Genomic DNA, 18,691 nt, shown 5'->3' with positions numbered 1-18,691 from the left:
GGAAAACGGCACGCTGGACAAGGACGACAACCCGCTGAAGAACGCTCCGCACACCGCGGCGGAAATCGTCGGCGAGTGGACGCATCCGTACAGCCGCGAGCAGGCTGTTTATCCGCTGGACACCTTGATCGACAGCAAATACTGGCCGCCCGTAGGCCGAGTCGACAACGTCTTCGGCGACCGCAACCTGATCTGCGCGTGCCCATCCATCGCCGACTACCAAGACGCATAACCCTGCGCGTAACCCCTGTAGGAGCTGGCTTGCCAGCGAAGCTTCTGGCGGCCTTGATGGCCCCTTCGCTGGCAAGCCAGCTCCTACAAGGTGTGTGCGCCCCCCCCTTTCGAGAACAACAGAGGACCTTCACCATGTTCAGCAAGCACGACCAGATCAAAGGCTACGACGACCAACTGCTCGCAGCGATGAACGCCGAGGACGCGCGGCAGGAACACCACATCGAGCTGATCGCCTCGGAGAACTACACCAGCCAACGGGTCATGGAGGCACAAGGCAGCGGCCTGACCAACAAGTACGCCGAAGGCTATCCGGGCAAGCGCTATTACGGCGGCTGCGAACACGTCGACGTGGTCGAACAACTGGCCATCGATCGCGCCAAACAGCTGTTCGGCGCCGACTACGCCAACGTCCAGCCGCACTCAGGCAGCCAGGCCAACGCCGCGGTTTACCTGGCGTTGCTGCAGGCCGGCGACACTGTGCTGGGCATGAGCCTGGCCCACGGTGGTCACCTGACCCACGGTGCCAAGGTGAGTTTTTCCGGCAAGCTCTACAACGCCGTGCAATACGGTATCGACACCGCGACCGGGTTGATCGACTACGACGAAGTCGAGCGCCTGGCCGTCGAGCATCAACCGAAAATGATCATCGCCGGGTTCTCCGCTTACTCCAAGACTCTCGACTTCCCGCGCTTTCGCGAGATCGCCGACAAAGTTGGCGCCTATCTGTTCGTCGACATGGCCCACGTCGCCGGGCTGGTGGCCACCGGTCTGTACCCCAACCCGCTGCCCTATGCCGACGTGGTCACCACCACGACCCACAAGACCCTGCGCGGTCCGCGCGGTGGGCTGATCCTGGCCAGGGCCAATGCGGAACTTGAGAAAAAACTCAACGCCGCCGTATTCCCCGGTGGCCAGGGCGGCCCGCTGATGCACGTGATCGCCGCCAAGGCTGTGTGCTTCAAGGAAGCGCTGGAGCCGGCGTTCAAGACCTATCAGGCGCAAGTGATCCGCAACGCCCAGGCCATGGCGCAGGTGTTTATCGAACGAGGTTATGACGTGGTGTCCGGTGGCACCGACAACCACCTGTTCCTGGTCAGCCTGATCCGCCAGGGCCTGACCGGCAAGGACGCCGACGCCGCTCTGGGCCGTGCCGGCATCACCGTGAACAAGAACGCCGTGCCCAACGATCCGCAGTCGCCGTTCGTGACCTCGGGCCTGCGCATCGGTACGCCGGCGATCACCAGCCGCGGGTTCAAGGAAGCCCAGAGCATCGAGCTGGCCGGCTGGATCTGCGACATCCTCGATCATCTCGGCGATGCCGATGTCGAGGCTCAGGTCGCCCGTCAGGCCGCTGCGATGTGCAGCGATTTCCCGGTCTACCGCGACTAAGCACACACCACAAAACCTGTAGGAGCTGGCTTGCCAGCGAAGACGTCGGCAAATTCAACATAGATGTTGATCGTTCGACCGCTTTCGCTGGCAAGCCAGCTCCTACAGGTCCGGTTCTTGTCTGACAGACCATGGGAAACCTATGAACAAAGTGCAAGTGGGCACCAAACTGCGCGGTGCGGAAAAGGTCGCGCGGATTCCGGTCAAGATCATTCCCACCGATGAATTCCCGCGCAAACCGGACTGGATCCGCGTGCGCATGCCGACCTCCCCCGAGGTTGACCGGATCAAGCAACTGCTGCGCAAACACAAGCTGCACAGTGTCTGCGAGGAAGCCTCGTGCCCGAACCTGGGCGAGTGTTTTTCCGGGGGCACCGCGACCTTCATGATCATGGGCGACATCTGCACCCGGCGCTGCCCGTTCTGTGATGTCGGCCACGGGCGTCCGAAACCCCTGGACGTCGATGAACCGGGCAACCTCGCCGTGGCCATCGCCGAACTGCGCCTCAGATACGTGGTGATCACCTCGGTGGACCGCGACGATTTGCGCGACGGTGGCGCCCAACACTTCGTCGACTGCCTGCGCGAGATCCGCAAGCTGTCCCCGGGCATCCAGCTGGAAACCCTGGTGCCGGACTATCGCGGACGGATGGACGTGGCCCTGGCGATTACGGCGCTTGAGCCGCCCGATGTGTTCAACCACAACCTGGAAACCGTGCCGCGCCTGTACAAGGCCGCGCGGCCGGGCTCGGATTTCGAGTGGTCGCTGGACCTGCTGCAAAACTTCAAGCAGCGGGTGCCGCACGTCCCCACCAAATCCGGGCTGATGCTGGGTCTTGGGGAAACCGACGAGGAAGTGATCGAAGTCATGCAGCGCCTGCGCGAGCACGATGTCGACATGCTCACCCTCGGCCAGTACCTGCAACCGTCGCGCAGCCACTTGCCGGTGCAGCGTTTCGTGCACCCGGACGTGTTTGCCTGGTTCGCCGAGGAAGGCGCGCGGATGGGCTTCAAGAACGTCGCGTCCGGGCCATTGGTGCGTTCGTCCTATCATGCCGATCAACAACTTCATGGAGGTGTGGCGGCTTTCAAGCCATGATGAGGTGACTTGTCATGGATTTCAGGAGGCCCGGCCCGATGCCCTTTGCCGCTCGATCATCGCTTTTGTTTTTAAGTCTTGCCCTGCCGTGCCTCGCCGGTGCCGAACCGAAGCCCGAGCACATGGTGTATTTGCGCACCATCGCCCCGGGCATCGAGCAGGACATCCGTTATGCCAGCGCCCACAATTTCACAGGGCACCCGCTCGACGGTTACGAAGCGCCCGAGTGCCTGTTGTCACAGGAGGCCGCCAAGGCCCTCGGCCGGGTGCAAACGGCGCTGCAGGCGCAAGGCTATGGCTTGAAGGTGTTCGATTGTTATCGCCCCAGCCGCGCGGTCGCCGACATGGGGCGCTTCGCCACGGAGCCGGGCGATCCGCGCAAGGCCGAATTCTATCCACGGGTGGACAAGCAGGACTTCTGGCGCCTGGGTTATGTGGCGCGGGTGTCCAACCACTCCAAAGGTGGCACCGTCGACCTCAGCATGACGGGGCCGGGTGCCCTGCCCGCCGACACCTGGACGCCGTCAGTCACGCCAGTCGATTGCACGGCACCTTATGGTCAGCGTTGGCACGACGGCGCAGTCGACATGGGCACCGGTTTCGACTGCTTCGATGAGCGCGCCCATACCGATTCGACGTCGATCACGGAGGCGGCCATGGAAAATCGCCAGCGACTGACCCGCGCCATGGAGCAGGAGGGATTCACCGGTTACTCCGCCGAGTGGTGGCACTTCACCTATACCCGTGATGCGTCGTTGAAGACCGTCATGGACTTCCCCATTACCCCGCTCGCGCCATGAACAGGCTTGGCAAAATCTGCGCGTGGCTGCTCCTGCTGCTACCCTGTGCCGCGATGGCGCAAGGGCTCGATGGCAGTGGTCAGTTGATCGTGGTCACCAGCAACAACTGGAATGCCATCCAGGGCATCGCCCAACGGTATGAACGCCGCGGCAGCACCTTCGAAAAGGTCGAAGCGCCGTTTGCGGTGGTTCTCGGCAAACACGGCATGGGCTGGGGCAAGGGACTGCTCGACACCCGGCAACTTCAGGGGCCGGTGAAACAGGAAGGCGATGGAAAGGCACCTGCCGGGATGTTCAAACTGGGCAGCGCTTTTGGTTACGACGCTTCCGTTGAGACTCGCCTGCCCTACCTCGCACTGACCTCGACCATCGAATGCGTGGATGACAGTCAGTCCACGCGTTACAACGAACTGGTCGACGGCGCCACGATTACAAAAGACTGGAACAGCGCCGAACGCATGCGCCGCAAGGATGACTTGTATCGCCAGGGCATCTTCATCGAGCACAACACACCGGCATCCCCGGCGGCCGGCTCGTGCATCTTCTTCCATATCTGGCGTGGCCCCACGGCACCGACCCGGGGTTGCACCGCGATGGACCCGACGGATATCGCTCGCCTGCTCAGTTGGCTCGACCCGCGCCAGGCTCCGCTGCTGGTGCAATTGCCCGAGGCGCAGTACGAGCAGTTGCGGGAACGCTGGCACCTGCCACCGCGCTGACCCCCAGCGGGCGCCTGGCCAGGCGGATCTTGCCCAGCGTGTCGACAAAGGGCGTGACGATCAGGCTGTACAGGCTCAAGTAACGGCCATGATCCGCCTCGCCGGTGCCGAAGCGGATGGGCTCCGGTTGCGCCTGGGTGACGTACAGCGTGCCGAACATCCAGTCCCAGAGTGACAGGTTGACCCCGAAGTTCTTGTTGAAATGTCGCGGTGCGTCGCTGTGGTGAATCTGGTGCTGGGCCGGGCTGTTCAGCACGTGCTCGACCCGCGGCCCGAAGGACAGCCAGACATGGCTGTGGCGCAGATTGGCTGCCAGGGCGTTGAGGATGAACACCATGTAGGTCACGCCGAACAGCGTGTAACGGCTGATCTCCCCGCCGCAGGCGTACCAGAAGATGCCGGCAAAGGCGCTGACGAACACGAGATCGATCAAGCGCTCGACCACCTTCTCGAGGAAATGCACCCGGCTCGCCGTTACCGGTACCAGCACGGTCGCCGAATGATGAACTTTGTGAAACGCCCACAGGTAGCGCGAGTGGTAAGCGCGGTGTGCCCAGTAATGGATGAAGTCCTGCAGCAGGAACACGCCCAGGCCATAGAGCAAGGACAGGGCGAGGTGCTCCTCGACCTGCACCCGTGCGCCCCACAGCCGGGTGAAGAAGCGCATGTAGTCCCCGGAGCGCAATACGTACGGATCGACCAGGCCGATGATGGGCACCACCAGCAGGACTTTGAGGATGGCGCGCACGAAGTAGTAACGGTAATCGAGCAGCGCCGAAGGATGAAAATGCACGCGGTTGCCGCCGATGAACTGCCAGAAGGTGGGAGCGTCGGTCAGCCCGCGGGATCTGCGCCAGCGGAACAGGCCGTAGGCCACGGCGTAGGAGGTGAAAAGAAAGGCCACACAGAGACGACCATTGAGGTCGAAGAGCCCGAGGAACTGGTCGCTGACAGGCGCGATCAGCCACCGGTGCAGGTACTGGTCGATCGGTGCGAGAACATCCATGAAAGGCTGCCCCCTGCGCAAGTAGAGCGTTGGGTAGGTTCGAAAAACGCTTGTCGCTGGAGCACGGCTTGCCGGCGATGACGACCTTGAGAACGCCTTCGCCGGCAAGCCGGCTCCTACAGAATGTTATTGCGGATGTATCTTATTCAGGTCTTTGAATTTCGGCAACTGGCACAACTCCTGTCGAGGTCCTGGCCATCAGGAAATACAGGATTCCCGGCACCACCAGGCCGACGATCCAGGAAATATCCACGCCGCCAAGTTGCGCGACCATCGGTCCGGAATAGAAATGAGTGTCGACGAAAGGCAGCTGGATCAACACGCCGATCACGTACACGCTGATGCCCGGCATGTTCCAGCGACCATAGCGTCCTGCCGGGTCGGACAATGCCGGGATGTCATAACGCTCCTTGTTGATGAAGTAGTAATCCACCAGGTTGATCGCGCTCCAGGGGGTGAAGAACGTCAGCAGGAACAGGATGAAGTACTTGAACGAATTGAGGAACGAGTACTGGCCCAGCAGTGCGAGGGTGGTGGACGCCGCGACGATAACCAGCACGAACACCATGCGCTGGCCGGCGCTGATTTCCAGGCGACGGCGAAAGCCGCTGATGATGGTGGCCACGCACATGAAGCTGCCATAGGCATTGAGGGTCGACACCGTGACCTTGCCGAACACCACGCTCAGGTACAGCAGGGAAGCCATCACCCCGGTACTGCCCAGGCCGACGATGGTCGCCACTTCATGTCCGCGAAAGTTCGCCCCCGCCAACGCCGCGGCGAATACGCCCAACACCATCGACGCCTGGGCGCCCAGCACGGTGCCGAGGCCGACGGCGGCGAAGGTTTTCCAGGACGAGGTGTTGCTCGGCAGGTAGCGCGAATAGTCAGCCACGTACGGGCCAAAGGCGATCTGCCAGGAAGCCGACAGCGACACCGCCAGCAGGAAGGTGCTCCAGCTGAAGTGGCGGTTTTCCAGCAACAGGCCGATGTCGTTGAGGCTGATCAAGCGGCTGAACAGATAGACGAACGCGATCACGCCCAACACGCTGGCCACCCGCCCGACCAGGTGGATCACCCGGTAACCGAACATCGTCAGCAGCGCGATGCAGGCGGCGAAAATCAGGATGCCGGCACTGTCGCTGACGCTGATCAACTGGGCAATCGCCTGCCCCGACAACACCGCACCGGTGGCGCTGAAGCCGAGGTACATCAGGCACACCAGCACAATCGGGATCGCCGCGCCGTACACCCCGAACTGCACGCGGCTGGAAATCATCTGCGGCAACCCGAGCTTCGGCCCTTGGGCGGCGTGCAGCGCCACCACGGCGCCGCCCAGTATTTGGCCGATCAGCAAGCCGATGAGCGACCAGAACACATCACCGCCCAACACCACGGCCAACGCCCCGGTGACGATCGCGGTGATCTGCAGGTTGGCGCCGAGCCACAGGGTGAACTGGCTATAGAGACTGCCGTGGCGCTCGGCCTCGGGGATGTAATCGATCGAGCGGGTCTCGATCAGGGGACTTCGTTGCTGACTATCGGTCATTATTGTTGTTCTCTTGTTAAAAGCACAATCGTGCACGCCGCACACCGCCCCTGCAAAAGCCTTACCGTTTGGCTACCTGGCTTAGAAACGGTGCCTTCGCCCACACCACCTTGCCGCCCACCAGCGTCAGCAACACCTGATTGCGCCCCAACTCGTCCTCAGGCACCTGCATGAAGTTCTTGTCCAGGACGATCAGGTCGGCAAACTTGCCCACCTCGACCGAGCCCGTCACTTTTTCCAGCCTGAGTTGCTCGGCCGCATTCAGGGTGATGGTGCGCAGCACCTCGGCACGGGACAGCGACGGGTCATCGTTGAGCCTGCCCGCGTATTGGGGGCCATAGCTGTGCGGGTTCTGTGGATCGCCCGCGCGGGTGACACCGATCTTCAACGCGAGGAACTCGTCCAGCGGGTCCACCGGCCAGTCGCTGCCATACGCCACCCGGCCACCAGCGCGGGCGATGCTGCCCGAGGGTTCCATGCGGGAAAACCGCTCGGCGCCCAGATGCTCATTGGTCCCGTCCACCGTGGACGGTGCCTGCTGCGCCCACTGGAACGACATGTTGGCGGTCACGTCCAGCGCCTTGAAGCGCCCGTAATCGGCCGGGTCCACCGACTCGGCGTGGGTGATGGCCGGGCGGAACGGGTTGCCGGGCAATTGCTGGCGCACGTAGGCGATGCCGTTGAGCGAGTCGCGTACCGCGCGGTCGCCGGTGGCGTGCAGGTGCGGATCGAGACCGGCCTGGACGGCCTTGAGCAGCAGCGGATTGAGAACCTGGGGCGGGAAATACAGCTCGCCACGGTTCTTGCCCGGCGCCCATTTCGGTGACTTTTCGGTGCCGGCGTTGTGCAGGTACGGCGTCAACATCGCCCCGGTGTCGGCCGGTGCGTTGATGATGCCGTCCATGAACAACTTGACGTGACGCATGCTCACGCCCGGCGCGACCTTGGTTTCCCCCTGGTCGTAGGTGCTGGCCAGCGCCTTGGCCTCGGCGATGGTTTTATCCGGGTCTGCAGTGGCGGCAGCCGGGTCCAGCTTGATCGCCAGCAAGGCCCGGGCGGTGAGTTCGCCGGACTGCGCGAGGGCGGTGAATGCCTTGGCGTTCTCCGGTCCCGACATGGCATCGAAGAAACTGGTGATGCCCTGCTGGCGCATGGCGTCGAGCGCGGCGCGGCTTTGCATCAGCTTCTCGGCGTCGGTGGCCGGGGGAACCACGGCGGCCATGGCATCCGCCGCGCCGTCCTCGCAGATGCCGGTCGGATTGCCGGCACTGTCGCGCACGTACTTGCCATCGCCGGGGTTGGCCGTGCGCTTGTCGATGCCCGCCACCGCGAGGCCGCGGGAGTTGACCAGCACGGTGTGGAAGTCGGTGGAGCGCACCTGGATCGGGCGCCGGGTCTTGAGCGCATCGAGGGTCGATTTGTCGGCATCGCCGTCGAGGCCGGCCATGCCCATGCGATCCCAACTGCCGACTTCGAGCCAGACGTCGTCGCCCTTGTCCTTGTCCGCATCCAGACAAGCCTGGATGGTTTCCTGGAACACCTTGCGGGTCATCGTCTGGTACTTCAGATCGCACAAGGTCATGGCGCGACCGCCGTCCCCCGGATGCATGTGCGCATCGATGAAACCCGGCATCAGCATGCGCCCGGCCAGATCGATCACTTGCGTCTGGGTGCCGATGTAAGAAGCAGCGCCCTCATCGCTGCCGACATACAGGATCTTCCCGTCCTTGACGGCAACCGCCTGCTGCACCGAATCCTTGCCGTCGACGGTGTACACGTAACCGTTGCGCATGACCATGTCGGCACTGGTCGAACCCTGGGTCTGGCACCCCACCAGCGCCACGCAGGACACGACCGTCGCACCGGCAACGGCGATAAATAGCCCGGAGAATTTCAATGGCCTCACCTCTGTTTTTATAGTTTTTGAAGGGCCCTGCCAGACTGCCGCGCAAGCCCTTGATATGCAGGGCATACCCTATAGGGCGCGGCATTCGAATGGACCTCTGCAAATGAGGAGGGGGCAAGAAAATAGTTTGGTTTGAGTGATGTATGCACGCCCTTCAGAATTGCACTGGAGGGTATGGAGCACATTTGCTGGAGAAGGCACTATCCCCTGCCTCGAGTATTTCCGTTGAAAAACTGAGGATATCGCTGCCGAAGATATGCGTTATTTAGTGGAGCTATATTTTCTTCCCTGATCCTGCGAATCAACATGCTTGGCATAACGCCTGGAACACTACCCGTCAGGCCGTTATCAATTCGTTCCAATACACGATCGGGGTCTAGATAGCCAAAAGCATTGAACGTGTGAGGAGCTGGAACAGATAGGTGATTTTCAATATTGATTCTGCCGCTTTGTTGATACACACCTAGTATTGCCTCGTGTTGCGGATGGCGTGGGTTTCTAAATATGGCGTCCAGCTCTGAACCCGATGTCGCATCGAACTGTCTTTGGTTTCTTGATGGATAAACCACTCTCCGCCGGTGTATGCCGGAGCTGTAGTTATGCCCCGCGATCTCTGAATTACCAACGCTCCTCGTAGAAAAACTCCTCAATCGATTGGATGTACCAGGCGTCGAAACGTTTAAGTTTTTTGTGGCAATACCCAGATTTTCAATCGCGGCAGGACTAACAAAATAATCACGAAAGATGCTTCCTCCGACTGGAAGAGATAAGTTGGCCCTGGCTTTTCCTAACCATCGCACCCCCAACGCCTTAGCTCTGGCGTTCCCTCGCCATCGCAAGCCCAACTCAATAACTCTGGAGGGTAAAATGAAATGCCCATTCTGATCGCTATTGTTCACTGGGTCCCCCAGACAATAGGCATACGAATTCACGCCCCCCTGCCCAAACGGGCTGAAACTGTCCGGGCTGTTAAACCGCATCAGCACCGGATTAAACGCCCGATACCCGTTCCCCAACAAATAGTACCCGGTCAGTGGGTCCACCCGTTCGCCGTTGAATCCCAGCAGACTAGACAATTCGTCAATATCAGGGCGGTGGCCATAAGCGGAATAGGCAATGGCCTTGGGTGCAGTGGCAGCAACGGCATGCAGCACCGAGCGTTGCTGATCAACGGCCAGTAACGCGGCTTCATCTATCACACCGTGGAGTCGTCGTTGCGCCAACAACTGGTCGCCGTTTTGGAACAGTGAATAACTAATTGTTCCTTGCACCTGGGTGGCCAAGTGACTTTTGCAGTAGAAGAGTTGCCGCTCGCAGGTACCTGTCAGCGTATGACCGATGAGTCGGTCCAGTGCGTCGTAGCGATACTGGTACATCAGCATTTCACGCGGACGTGACATCGGTGAGCACTCCTGAAGATCGAACGTCAGATGGACCGAGTATTGACGGTTCTACTCACGATGGGAACTAGCAGAACTGATAGGTGAACGGGCTGATAAAGCACCGGATCACCCACCGAAGTCCCCGACCCGCGACATTCAATCCCGGGGCACAGCAAGCGCATTTGGCGAACACAGCACCGAACCCAGTTCCACCTTGCTCTTCACGCCCAACTGCAAGTAACAGTTGCGCAGGTAGGTGCGCACTGTGGAGGGGCTGAGGGAAAGAATTTTGGCGATCTCCTTGTAGGAATGACCCGCCGCGAACAACATCGCCACCGTCCGCTCCCGAGGTGCCAGCACCGCACCGCGTGGCTGGGTTTCCAGCGACAGGATGACGTGCTCGGCGTTCGGGCTGAGGGTCAGTGCCGAGCGGCCCAGGCGCATGACGCAGGGCGCTTTGGGCAAGTGCGCGATGATTTTGTCGGGCAGCGTCGAGCCATTCCAGCCGGGCAACTCCCGTTGAATGACCGAGCACAACCCGGCGCCAATGTAGAGCAGGCCACCGTCGCGTCGTGCGACCCCAAAATCGCTGGCGCCGTTGCCGGTGTCGACGCAGATCATGTCCTGCACCTGGAATCGCCACAGCTGCAACAGGTGGTCGCAGAACGCGGAAAACAGATCGGCCTCGCCGTCGCTGAAGGCCATTGCATCGGCGCCACGGTAGAGGCAGACGAAAAACATCAAGCCGCTTTCCGGCAGCTCGAAGGTGATGCACATCAGGTGATAAAGATCATGGCGCCGGGCGAATGCATCCACTTCGGCGTTGGGGTCGTTGAAGCCGCTGTCGCGGATGACCTCGCCGGGACGGCTCAAGGTGTCATGGGAGAATCTGTCGCTGCCGGCGTTCTGTTGCCATTCGCCGGCAAACGAGTCAGGCAAATCGATGCGCCCGTGCATCCAGCTTTGCGGCGGTGCGCTGGCGACCGAGGTGGACATCTCGCCCCACCAAGCCGAAGCGAATGGCACCAGTTGACGGAACGCCTGCAAGCCGTCGGCGATGAATTCGGCAGCGCCACGCTCGCGTGCCAGACGCCCCAGGTGCAACACGCAACGGTTGAACGCCTGCAGGGTGTTGCCACCCTGATTACCCTGCTCCATCGTGCCGATCCTGTTCGCTGCATGGTTTGTCGCCGGGACCATGCCACAGGCGCCACGATGGCGTCCACCGGCGGATTTGGGGATGAGACTGGCTCTATCGCTATATAGTTTTGTATATTTCGAAACTCAAATCGCCAAGAAGTCCCCATGAGCCGTATTCGCCAACACAACCAGCAGCTGATCCTGGAGGCCGCCAGCGCGGAATTTGCCGCCAGGGGCTTCGACGCCACCCAGACTCGCGACATTGCGGCGCGGGCCGGCGTGCCGAAAGCCAACCTGTACTATTACTTCCAGAGCAAAGAAAACCTCTACGCCAAGGTGCTGCTCGGGTTTGTCGAGCCGCTGCTGGAAGCCTCTGCGGTGCTGCGCGAGAGCGACGACCCGTTGGTGAGCCTGCCGGCCTACATCGAGGCGCGGATTCGTATCGCCCGGGAGCACCCGCACATTGCAAAGGTGTTCAGCGATGAGCTGTTGTTGGGCGCCAAGCACCTGCCCGAGGAATGTCGAGACCTGCTGTACGCCGAGGCCCGGCGCAACGTCGAATGCCTGGGCAGCTGGATCGAACGGGGTGTTCTGGCGCCAGTGGATCCGGAGCATCTGATGTTGTTCATCTGGTCGGCGACGCGCACGTACACCAACCTGGGATGGCAGATGGCGCATATCACCGGGCGCGGGACGCCACAGGACGAGGATTACGACAACGCGGCGGCGACCATTACCCGGCTGGTGCTGGGCGGCGTGGTGCCGTTTGTGGTGCGGGAAGACAGGGTTTTGAAGTTTGCGACTTGAACTGGGCGAGCGCTGCATTCCCCTGTAGGAGCCCGGCTTGCCGGCGAAGGCGCCCGCAAGACCAGCGCAATATTCAAGGACGCCTTCGCCGGCAAGCCGGGCTCCTACAAGGGGACTGCGTAGCTTAAAACAGGACTTTTGCGGCCGGGACCACGTCGATTCGTGCCACGGAACCGGTCAGGTGCGCCAGGTCCTTGTTGTGCTCGGCAATGATGTCTTCGGCGCTGAGGTTGCCGTTGTCGACCGTGGAGTGCGCGTCCGCCGCCAGCACCACGTCGTAGCCCAGTTTCAACGCCTGGCGCACCGTGGCGTTGACGCAATAATCGGTTTGCAGCCCGCAGATGACCAGGCGTTCGAAGTCATCGATCGGCAACAGCTTCTGCAGGTTGGTCTGGTAGAACGAATCCGGGGTGGTCTTGCGTACGCGCGCATCCTTCGCTGAAGTTTCCAGCCCTTCGGCCAGTTGCCAGCCCGCCGCCTCATGGGCAAAGGGACTGCCCTTTTCCTCGTGCTGGATGAACACCACCGGCACGCCGGCCTTTCGCGCCCGGGCAGAGAGATCGTTGATGGTGGTGATGACACGCGAGATCTGAAAACACTCGTACTCGCCTGCGCACAAGGCTTGCTGTACATCGATGATCAGCAGTGCAGTGGTCATGGTTCCTTCCTTGAAGAAGTCAGTGGATCAGGGACGAACATAAGTCCGTCCCCCTCCAAACACAAGCCTCAGTAGCCGAGCGACAACCCGGTATTACGCCGTGGATCGTTGGCCCCGTAGAAACGGTTCTTGCCCACCGGCTTGCCCTCCAGCGACGGCGCGCCCACCAGGATCGCCGCGAGGTGGTTGGCATCCTGGGGACCGGCAAACTTGTGGCCCCAGCTTTCGAGGATCTTCACCGTGTCCGGGCTGGTGGTGAAGGTCTCCAGGTTGGTTTCCTCCGGCAGCCATTGCTGGTGGAAACGCGGTGCATCGACCGCTTCCTGGATGTTCATGCCGTAGTCGATGACGTTGAGCATGGTCAGCAGGGTCGCGGTGATGATACGGCTGCCGCCGGGGGTGCCGACCACCATTACCACTTTGCCGTCCTTGGTGACAATGGTCGGGCTCATGGACGACAGCGGCGCCTTGCCGGGCGCAATGGCGTTGGCCTCGCCCTGCACCAGGCCGTACATGTTCGGCACGCCGATCTTCGAGGTGAAGTCGTCCATTTCATCGTTGAGGATGACCCCGGTCTTGCTCGCCATGACCCCGGCACCGAACCAGTCGTTGAGGGTGTAGGTCACCGACACCGCGTTGCCCCATTTGTCGACGATGGAGTAATGGGTGGTGTTGCTGCCTTCATGGGGGGCTACGCCAGGCTTGAGGTCCTTGGACACCCCGGCCTTTTGCGGGCTAATGGCTTCACGCAGCTTGGTCGCGTAGTTTTTGTCGAGCAGATGCGCGATCGGGTTTTTCACGAAGTCCGGGTCGCCCAGGTAGCTGTTGCGGTCCACATAGGCGTGGCGCATCGCTTCGATCTGGTAATGCATGCCCTGGGCCGAGTGGTAGCCCAGGTCCTTCATCGGATAGCCTTCGAGGATGTTCATGATCTGGCAGATCACCACTCCGCCGGAGCTCGGTGGCGGTGCCGATACCACATGGTAGCCGCGGTAGTCGCACTCGATGGGCGCCAGTTCGCGGGTCTTGTACTTGTCGAGGTCGGCCTGGGTGATGATGCCCTTGTTGGCTTGGCTGGAGGTGACGATGGCGTCGGCCACCCAGCCCTTGTAGAAGCCGTCGGCGCCTTTCTCGGAGATCTCCCGCAGGGTCTTGCCGAGGTCTTTCTGCACCAGTTTCTGCCCGACCTGCATCGGCTCGCCGTTGCTCAGGAAGATCGCGCCGGAATCCTTGATGTCCTTCTTGAACACGTCGGTGGCGTACTCCAGCAACTCGACGTCACCCTGCTCCAACTCGAAACCGTCTTCGGCGAGCTTGATGGCCGGGGCGATCACTTCCTTGCGCGGTTTGGTGCCGTATTTGGAGAGCGCCAGTTCCATGCCGGACACGGTGCCCGGCACGCCGACGGCCAGGTGACCGCGGGTGCTCAGGTCGGGGATGACGTTGCCCTCTTTGTCCAGGTACATGTCGGCGGTGGCGGCCAGCGGGGCTTTTTCACGGAAGTCGAGGAACGTCTTGCGCCCGTCCGCCAGCTGGATGGTCATGAAACCACCACCCCCCAGGTTACCCGCCGCGGGATAGACCACCGCCAACGCGTAACCCACCGCAACAGCGGCGTCGACCGCGTTGCCACCGTTCTTCAGCACATCCACGCCCACATGGCTGGCCAGGTGCTGGGCGGTGACCACCATGCCGTTTTCGGCGGCGACCGGGGCCACGGAGGCCGCATGGGCCATCAGGCAGCTGAGCGCCAATGAGGTCGCAATCAGCGATTTGGCAAAAGGTTCGTACTTCATGAGTCGGTCTCTTCTTCTTATTTAAGTAGGAAAACGCATCAAAAGCCGTAGGCAAGTATGGTCGCGATTGCGTATTGCGCCTCCTCGGTGAAGCAGTATCCTTAACACCTGTTCAACAATTCGGCGATGCTTGCGACATGACCTACACCTGCATCACCCTGGCGTCACCGGTCGGCGAGTTGAAGCTGGTGGCGAACGGTTCACGTCTGGCGGCCATCCTCTGGGAAAACGACAAACCGGGCCGGGTGCGCCTGGGGCCGATGAGTGAAGCGCCGGACAACCCGCTCCTGCAACGCACCGCGCAACAACTGCGCGAATACTTCGCGGGCACGCGCCAGTCTTTCGAGCTTGAGCTTGATTTCGTCGGGACGGACTTTCAGAAGAAGGTCTGGATGGCCTTGTTGACCATCCCCTTCGGCGAGACCCGCAGCTACAGCCAGATCGCCACGCAGATAGGCAACCCGAGCGCGGTGCGGGCAGTGGGCGCGGCGAATGGCAGGAATCCGATTTCGATCATCGCGCCCTGTCACCGGGTGATTGGCGCGTCGGGGAAACTGACCGGGTTCGCCGGGGGGCTGGAGGCGAAGCAGACGTTGCTCAGCCTGGAAAGCCGAACACCTCGCCTGCCCGGGTTTTGATTTGTCGGGTTTACCTCACGCAAGCTGCGCCTGGTATTCCTTCTCGTATTGGCCCGCCAGCGACTCTTTCTGCTTGTCGTCAAGCAACTTGCCGGCCATCTGGAAGAACTTCTGCTCCTCTTCCTCGAGATGGTGATGAACCTTTTCCGACAGCTTCTTCGCGGTCGCGAGCCAGGACGGGCTGGACATCTCTGTACTGTCCAGTTCTTCCATCATTTCATCCATCTCGTGGTGCTCGGCGATCGCGTGCCGGCTCAAGTCGACGCCGTTGTCGAACTCCATCAGCGGGATGTAGAAATGCCGCTCTTCGGCGGTTTCGTGAGCCTGCAGTTCTGACTTGAGCTGCTTGTACGCCTCGACGCGTTCAGGGGTATCGCCGCTGGTGCGGATCAAGGCTTTGGCGTAGGTACGCTGGCGCTCGTGGCTTTCGCGCAAGGCTTCGAAAATATTCACGGAATGTCCTCATCGGTCGCACTCTGGAATGGCGCGTCACAGTAAATGACATCTGCGTATTGGCGAGGGTTCCACTGGCTGAGGGTGCTGGAACAATGACAGGGACCACGATAGGCTGCCGGTTCACTGCCATAAGGATATAGCCATGAACCTGCGAATAGAGTTTACGCCCACCCCCACGGAAGAAGAGCGCCAGGCCATCCTGCTGCCGCTGCGCGCCTACAACGCCTCGAAGGCCGACGGCGCGGTACCCGAGCACATCGCCCTGCTGGTGCGCGACGATAACGATGCGATCCTCGGCGGCCTCTATGCCCGGTTGTTTTACCAGTGGATGTTCATCGACCTGCTGTCGGTACCGGAACAGGCCCGGGGACAGGGCATGGGCACCCGGCTGATGCAGATGGCCGAAGAGCTGGCGCGGGAGAGGAAGTGCGTAGGACTGTGGCTCGACACCTTTGAATTCCAGGCGCCGGAGTTCTACAAAAAATGCGGTTACAGCGAGATCGGCCACATCGCCGATTACCCGCCGGGGTACAAGCATTTCTTCTTCCAGAAACGCCTGAGCTACTGACCACAACACAAAAACCCTGTGGGAGCGGGCTTGCTCGCGAAAGCGGTTTTTCATTCAACATCGATGCTGACTGACCCACCGGCTTCGCGAGCAAGCCCGCTCCCACATGGGGAATTGCATTGACCTTAAAGGCAGGTGGCCAACGCCGCCAACCGCCGCTTGGCGACAAAATCATCCTGCTGCGCGTAGTAACTCAGCACCGTGCCCGAGGCATCGGTGGTCACGTCGACAAAAGACTCCGCCGAGCGGGTGTACACGGTGGTGCTGCCCTTCTCTCCCGGTTCCAGGTACGCGGCAGCATCGACACCGAACACCGCTTCGTCCTGCCAGGAAAACTGCACGCACTGGGCGACGTCCTTGGCCGGCTTGTCCGAGTTGAGGGTCTTGTACGGGGCCTTGGTACGAGCGTCGTTCATCGCCGAGCTCGCGCATCCCGCCAGCAAGGTAACCGCCAGCGCCACCATCAGAATTCGCATTGCATTCACTCATCAGGAAAAAGCGGACTGTATCACCGTGGCACTGCGTATCGTTCTGCTTTACTTCATTTATACCGCGACAGCGCCTGACGATTCGCGCACCCTGTCGCGCCAATAGCGCTGAATTGCACTTTTCACTGGAAGCCCCATGACACCCAATGCCGAATTCTACAAACCGACCACTGAATACGCCGACAAACTGATCAGCCAGATCGGTCAGACACCTTCCTGGATCGCCAAGCGAATCGGCGTCACCGACAAGCGCATTCGTTACATCCTCGACGGCGAAAGAACCGTCAAGGGCGAAACCACGCCGATCCAGATGACCTATACCGAGCAGTTCGCCCTCGAGTGCCTGGCGGCAGCGGCCAAGGCCAGCAAGAAACAGTCTTCATAATCCGTTCCCAAGGAGTGACCATGGCGGCATCCGAGCAGCAACACGAACACGCACTGAAGAAGTTTCTCGACGAGCGTCCCGAACTGCGCGTCGAGCTCGACAACCTCAACCCGCTGCTTGCCCAGGCCAAGGGCGAAACCCTCGCGCAGTTTCGCGATGAGCGTTTGCATGAGGCCTTTGAGGCCGAAGCCGAGCGCTTGAAGTTGTTTGCCTGGGAGCTGACGCTGCTTTTGACCGCCGCCACACCTGAGGAATATGAGGCCCAGCGCCTGGAAGTACACAAGGAAGTGGCGGAAATGGCCGGCATGGACTGGCTGGCGTATTGCGACCTGTACGGGATAACCCCCTGACCACCGCTCGAGGACGTCACCGCCAATGCTGCCTTCCGCCTCCAGGCCCCACGCCAGCCCCGGACACCTGCACACGCAGAAATGGCGCGGACGAATCGGCATGAGCCTGGTGGCCATGCTCTCGGTGCTGGCCGGCATGACCGACGCGATCGGTTTCATGGCCAGCGGCGACTTCGTCTCGTTCATGAGCGGCAACACCACGCGAATGGCGGTGGCCATCAGTGCCGGCGACCTGGGGTTGACCCTGCGCCTGGTGATCCTCATCGCCACCTTCATTGTCGGCAATGCGCTGGGCATTATCGTCAGCCGCCTGGGCCGGCGCCGGTCACTGCCCTTGCTGTTGTGCATTGCCGCCCTGCTGTGCGCCGCAGCGGCCTGGCCCTACGACAATCAACTGCCCGCCCTGCTGGCGGCGATCATCGCCATGGGCATGCTCAATGCTGCCGTGGAAGAGGTCAACGGCCTGCCGGTCGGCCTGACCTACGTCACCGGCGCCCTGTCGCGCTTCGGCCGTGGGCTGGGGCGCTGGATGCTCGGCGAGCGCCGCAATGGATGGAGGGTGCAATTGATCCCCTGGACCGGCATGTTTGCCGGTGCGGTGCTCGGTGCGGTGCTGGAACATCACTTTGGGCTCAAGGCGTTGTTTGCCAGCGGCTTGCTGGCGGCGGCGCTGGGGCTGTTGTCGTTGAAGATTCCGCGGCGTTGGCAGTTGGGGTATATGCCACGCTGAGCTTTATGTCGCCTAGGCGGGCCTCTTCGCTGGCAAGCCAGCTCCTACAGTTGATCTGTGGCGATCTGCAATTTTGTGACCGACGCATTTCCTGTAGGAGCTGGCTTGCCAGCGATGAGGGCCCCACAGGCGACATCGATTTAGCCCCTGCGCCGATAAAGCTTTATCATGGCCGCAGTTTCGCTGATCGAGTCCGCCATGAAGTTCGCCATCGCCGTATTTTCCGCCGCCCATGCGCCCTCCTCGCGCCGCGCCTTGCTGTTCGCCCAGGCTGTGCTGGCCGGTGGGCATGAGATTGTCCGGCTGTTTTTCTACCAGGATGGCGTCTACAACGCGTCCGCCAGCGTGGTCACGCCCCAGGACGAGCTGGACTTGCCCAAGCAATGGCGCGCCTTCGTCAGCGAACACCAATTGGATGGCGTGGTGTGCATCGCCGCCGCCCTGCGCCGTGGGGTGTTGAACGAAGAAGAAGCCAAACGCTATCAGCGCGAAGCTGTCGCCGTCGGCGCGCCGTGGGAATTGTCCGGGCTCGGCCAGTTGCACGATGCGGTGCAGGACGCCGACCGCCTGATCTGCTTCGGAGGTGCGTGA

21 protein-coding genes are annotated in these 18,691 nt (G+C 61.3%); 12 read left to right on the top strand and 9 right to left on the bottom strand.

The window, feature by feature from the left end; all coding sequences use genetic code 11:
• From SOP95_RS23020 to SOP95_RS23000, 5 genes are all read left to right on the top strand, one after another.
• Positions 1-232: hypothetical protein (locus SOP95_RS23020; RefSeq protein WP_323608429.1), on the top strand; the 232-nt coding region annotated here is incomplete at its 5' end.
• A gap of 134 nt (positions 233-366) precedes the next feature.
• The gene (gene glyA, locus SOP95_RS23015; protein WP_274074795.1) at positions 367-1,623 is read left to right on the top strand and encodes a serine hydroxymethyltransferase; all 1,257 of its coding nucleotides are present in this window, start codon (positions 367-369) and stop codon (positions 1,621-1,623) included.
• Positions 1,624-1,765: 142 nt separating this feature from the next.
• Positions 1,766-2,722 carry a lipoyl synthase gene (gene lipA, locus SOP95_RS23010; protein WP_323608428.1) on the top strand — a complete coding sequence of 319 codons (957 nt, stop codon included), beginning with the start codon at positions 1,766-1,768 and terminating at the stop codon, positions 2,720-2,722.
• A gap of 14 nt (positions 2,723-2,736) precedes the next feature.
• Positions 2,737-3,522: a M15 family metallopeptidase gene (locus SOP95_RS23005; protein ID WP_323608427.1), complete on the top strand. Its 786-nt coding sequence runs from the start codon at positions 2,737-2,739 to the stop codon at positions 3,520-3,522.
• A complete protein-coding gene (locus tag SOP95_RS23000) occupies positions 3,519-4,241 on the top strand; it encodes a L,D-transpeptidase family protein (RefSeq protein ID WP_323608426.1) in 723 nt (240 codons plus the stop codon). Before SOP95_RS23005 ends, SOP95_RS23000 begins: the two co-directional genes overlap by 4 nt.
• Here SOP95_RS23000 and SOP95_RS22995 read toward each other — a convergent pair.
• The 5 genes from SOP95_RS22995 to SOP95_RS22975 form a co-directional block, all read right to left on the bottom strand.
• Complete coding sequence (locus SOP95_RS22995) at positions 4,144-5,247, bottom strand: sterol desaturase family protein (RefSeq protein WP_323608425.1); 1,104 nt, start codon at positions 5,245-5,247, stop codon at positions 4,144-4,146. The two genes, SOP95_RS23000 and SOP95_RS22995, sit on opposite strands and share 98 nt — an antisense overlap.
• A 142-nt stretch (positions 5,248-5,389) precedes the next feature.
• A complete protein-coding gene (locus tag SOP95_RS22990; protein ID WP_323608424.1) occupies positions 5,390-6,796 on the bottom strand; it encodes a purine-cytosine permease family protein in 1,407 nt (468 codons plus the stop codon).
• Between the two features lie 61 nt (positions 6,797-6,857).
• Positions 6,858-8,693, bottom strand: coding sequence for an amidohydrolase (locus SOP95_RS22985; RefSeq protein ID WP_323608423.1), 1,836 nt, complete (start codon positions 8,691-8,693; stop codon positions 6,858-6,860).
• Between the two features lie 209 nt (positions 8,694-8,902).
• The gene (locus SOP95_RS22980) at positions 8,903-10,102 is read right to left on the bottom strand and encodes an RHS repeat-associated core domain-containing protein (RefSeq protein WP_323608422.1); all 1,200 of its coding nucleotides are present in this window, start codon (positions 10,100-10,102) and stop codon (positions 8,903-8,905) included.
• Between the two features lie 138 nt (positions 10,103-10,240).
• A complete protein-coding gene (locus SOP95_RS22975) occupies positions 10,241-11,242 on the bottom strand; it encodes a helix-turn-helix transcriptional regulator (protein WP_323608421.1) in 1,002 nt (333 codons plus the stop codon).
• Positions 11,243-11,389: 147 nt separating this feature from the next.
• Here SOP95_RS22975 and SOP95_RS22970 point away from each other — a divergent pair, with 147 nt between their 5' ends.
• Positions 11,390-12,031 carry a TetR/AcrR family transcriptional regulator gene (locus SOP95_RS22970; RefSeq protein WP_323608420.1) on the top strand — a complete coding sequence of 214 codons (642 nt, stop codon included), beginning with the start codon at positions 11,390-11,392 and terminating at the stop codon, positions 12,029-12,031.
• Positions 12,032-12,155: 124 nt separating this feature from the next.
• On the opposite strand, the gene SOP95_RS22965 is transcribed toward SOP95_RS22970, so the two are convergent.
• Together SOP95_RS22965 and ggt are read right to left on the bottom strand one after the other, a co-directional pair.
• Positions 12,156-12,689, bottom strand: a complete 534-nt coding sequence (locus SOP95_RS22965) for a cysteine hydrolase family protein (protein WP_323608419.1) — start codon at positions 12,687-12,689, stop codon at positions 12,156-12,158.
• 68 nt (positions 12,690-12,757) lie between these two features.
• The gene (ggt, locus tag SOP95_RS22960) at positions 12,758-14,485 is read right to left on the bottom strand and encodes a gamma-glutamyltransferase (RefSeq protein WP_274074783.1); all 1,728 of its coding nucleotides are present in this window, start codon (positions 14,483-14,485) and stop codon (positions 12,758-12,760) included.
• A gap of 137 nt (positions 14,486-14,622) precedes the next feature.
• Here ggt and SOP95_RS22955 point away from each other — a divergent pair, with 137 nt between their 5' ends.
• Positions 14,623-15,123 (top strand): methylated-DNA--[protein]-cysteine S-methyltransferase, encoded by a 501-nt coding sequence (locus SOP95_RS22955; protein ID WP_274074782.1) that lies wholly within the window; start codon positions 14,623-14,625, stop codon positions 15,121-15,123.
• A 15-nt stretch (positions 15,124-15,138) separates the two neighbouring features.
• Here the strand turns inward: SOP95_RS22955 and SOP95_RS22950 are convergent, their stop codons facing one another.
• Entirely contained in the window at positions 15,139-15,576 is a 438-nt protein-coding gene (locus SOP95_RS22950; RefSeq protein WP_274074781.1) for a hemerythrin domain-containing protein, read from the bottom strand.
• A 145-nt stretch (positions 15,577-15,721) separates the two neighbouring features.
• Between SOP95_RS22950 and SOP95_RS22945 the strand changes: the two genes are divergently transcribed.
• Positions 15,722-16,147 (top strand): GNAT family N-acetyltransferase, encoded by a 426-nt coding sequence (locus SOP95_RS22945; RefSeq protein ID WP_323608418.1) that lies wholly within the window; start codon positions 15,722-15,724, stop codon positions 16,145-16,147.
• A gap of 125 nt (positions 16,148-16,272) precedes the next feature.
• Here SOP95_RS22945 and SOP95_RS22940 read toward each other — a convergent pair whose 3' ends face one another.
• On the bottom strand, positions 16,273-16,623 hold the full coding sequence (locus tag SOP95_RS22940) for a hypothetical protein (protein ID WP_046817189.1): 351 nt from the start codon (positions 16,621-16,623) through the stop codon (positions 16,273-16,275).
• Positions 16,624-16,771: 148 nt separating this feature from the next.
• Here SOP95_RS22940 and SOP95_RS22935 point away from each other — a divergent pair, with 148 nt between their 5' ends.
• From SOP95_RS22935 to tusD, 4 genes are all read left to right on the top strand, one after another.
• Complete coding sequence (locus tag SOP95_RS22935; RefSeq protein ID WP_034146936.1) at positions 16,772-17,020, top strand: hypothetical protein; 249 nt, start codon at positions 16,772-16,774, stop codon at positions 17,018-17,020.
• Positions 17,021-17,040: 20 nt separating this feature from the next.
• On the top strand, positions 17,041-17,370 hold the full coding sequence (locus SOP95_RS22930; RefSeq protein WP_323608417.1) for a DUF6388 family protein: 330 nt from the start codon (positions 17,041-17,043) through the stop codon (positions 17,368-17,370).
• 25 nt (positions 17,371-17,395) lie between these two features.
• Positions 17,396-18,100 carry a YoaK family protein gene (locus SOP95_RS22925; protein ID WP_323608416.1) on the top strand — a complete coding sequence of 235 codons (705 nt, stop codon included), beginning with the start codon at positions 17,396-17,398 and terminating at the stop codon, positions 18,098-18,100.
• A 198-nt stretch (positions 18,101-18,298) separates the two neighbouring features.
• Complete coding sequence (gene tusD, locus SOP95_RS22920) at positions 18,299-18,691, top strand: sulfurtransferase complex subunit TusD (RefSeq protein WP_274074802.1); 393 nt, start codon at positions 18,299-18,301, stop codon at positions 18,689-18,691.

The sequence above is a fragment of the Pseudomonas sp. YuFO8 genome, assembly GCF_035065025.1.
Classification (GTDB): domain Bacteria; phylum Pseudomonadota; class Gammaproteobacteria; order Pseudomonadales; family Pseudomonadaceae; genus Aquipseudomonas; species Aquipseudomonas putida_AE.
Note: the sequence above shows the minus strand (reverse complement) of the source record. Positions and strands in the feature narration are given on the sequence as shown.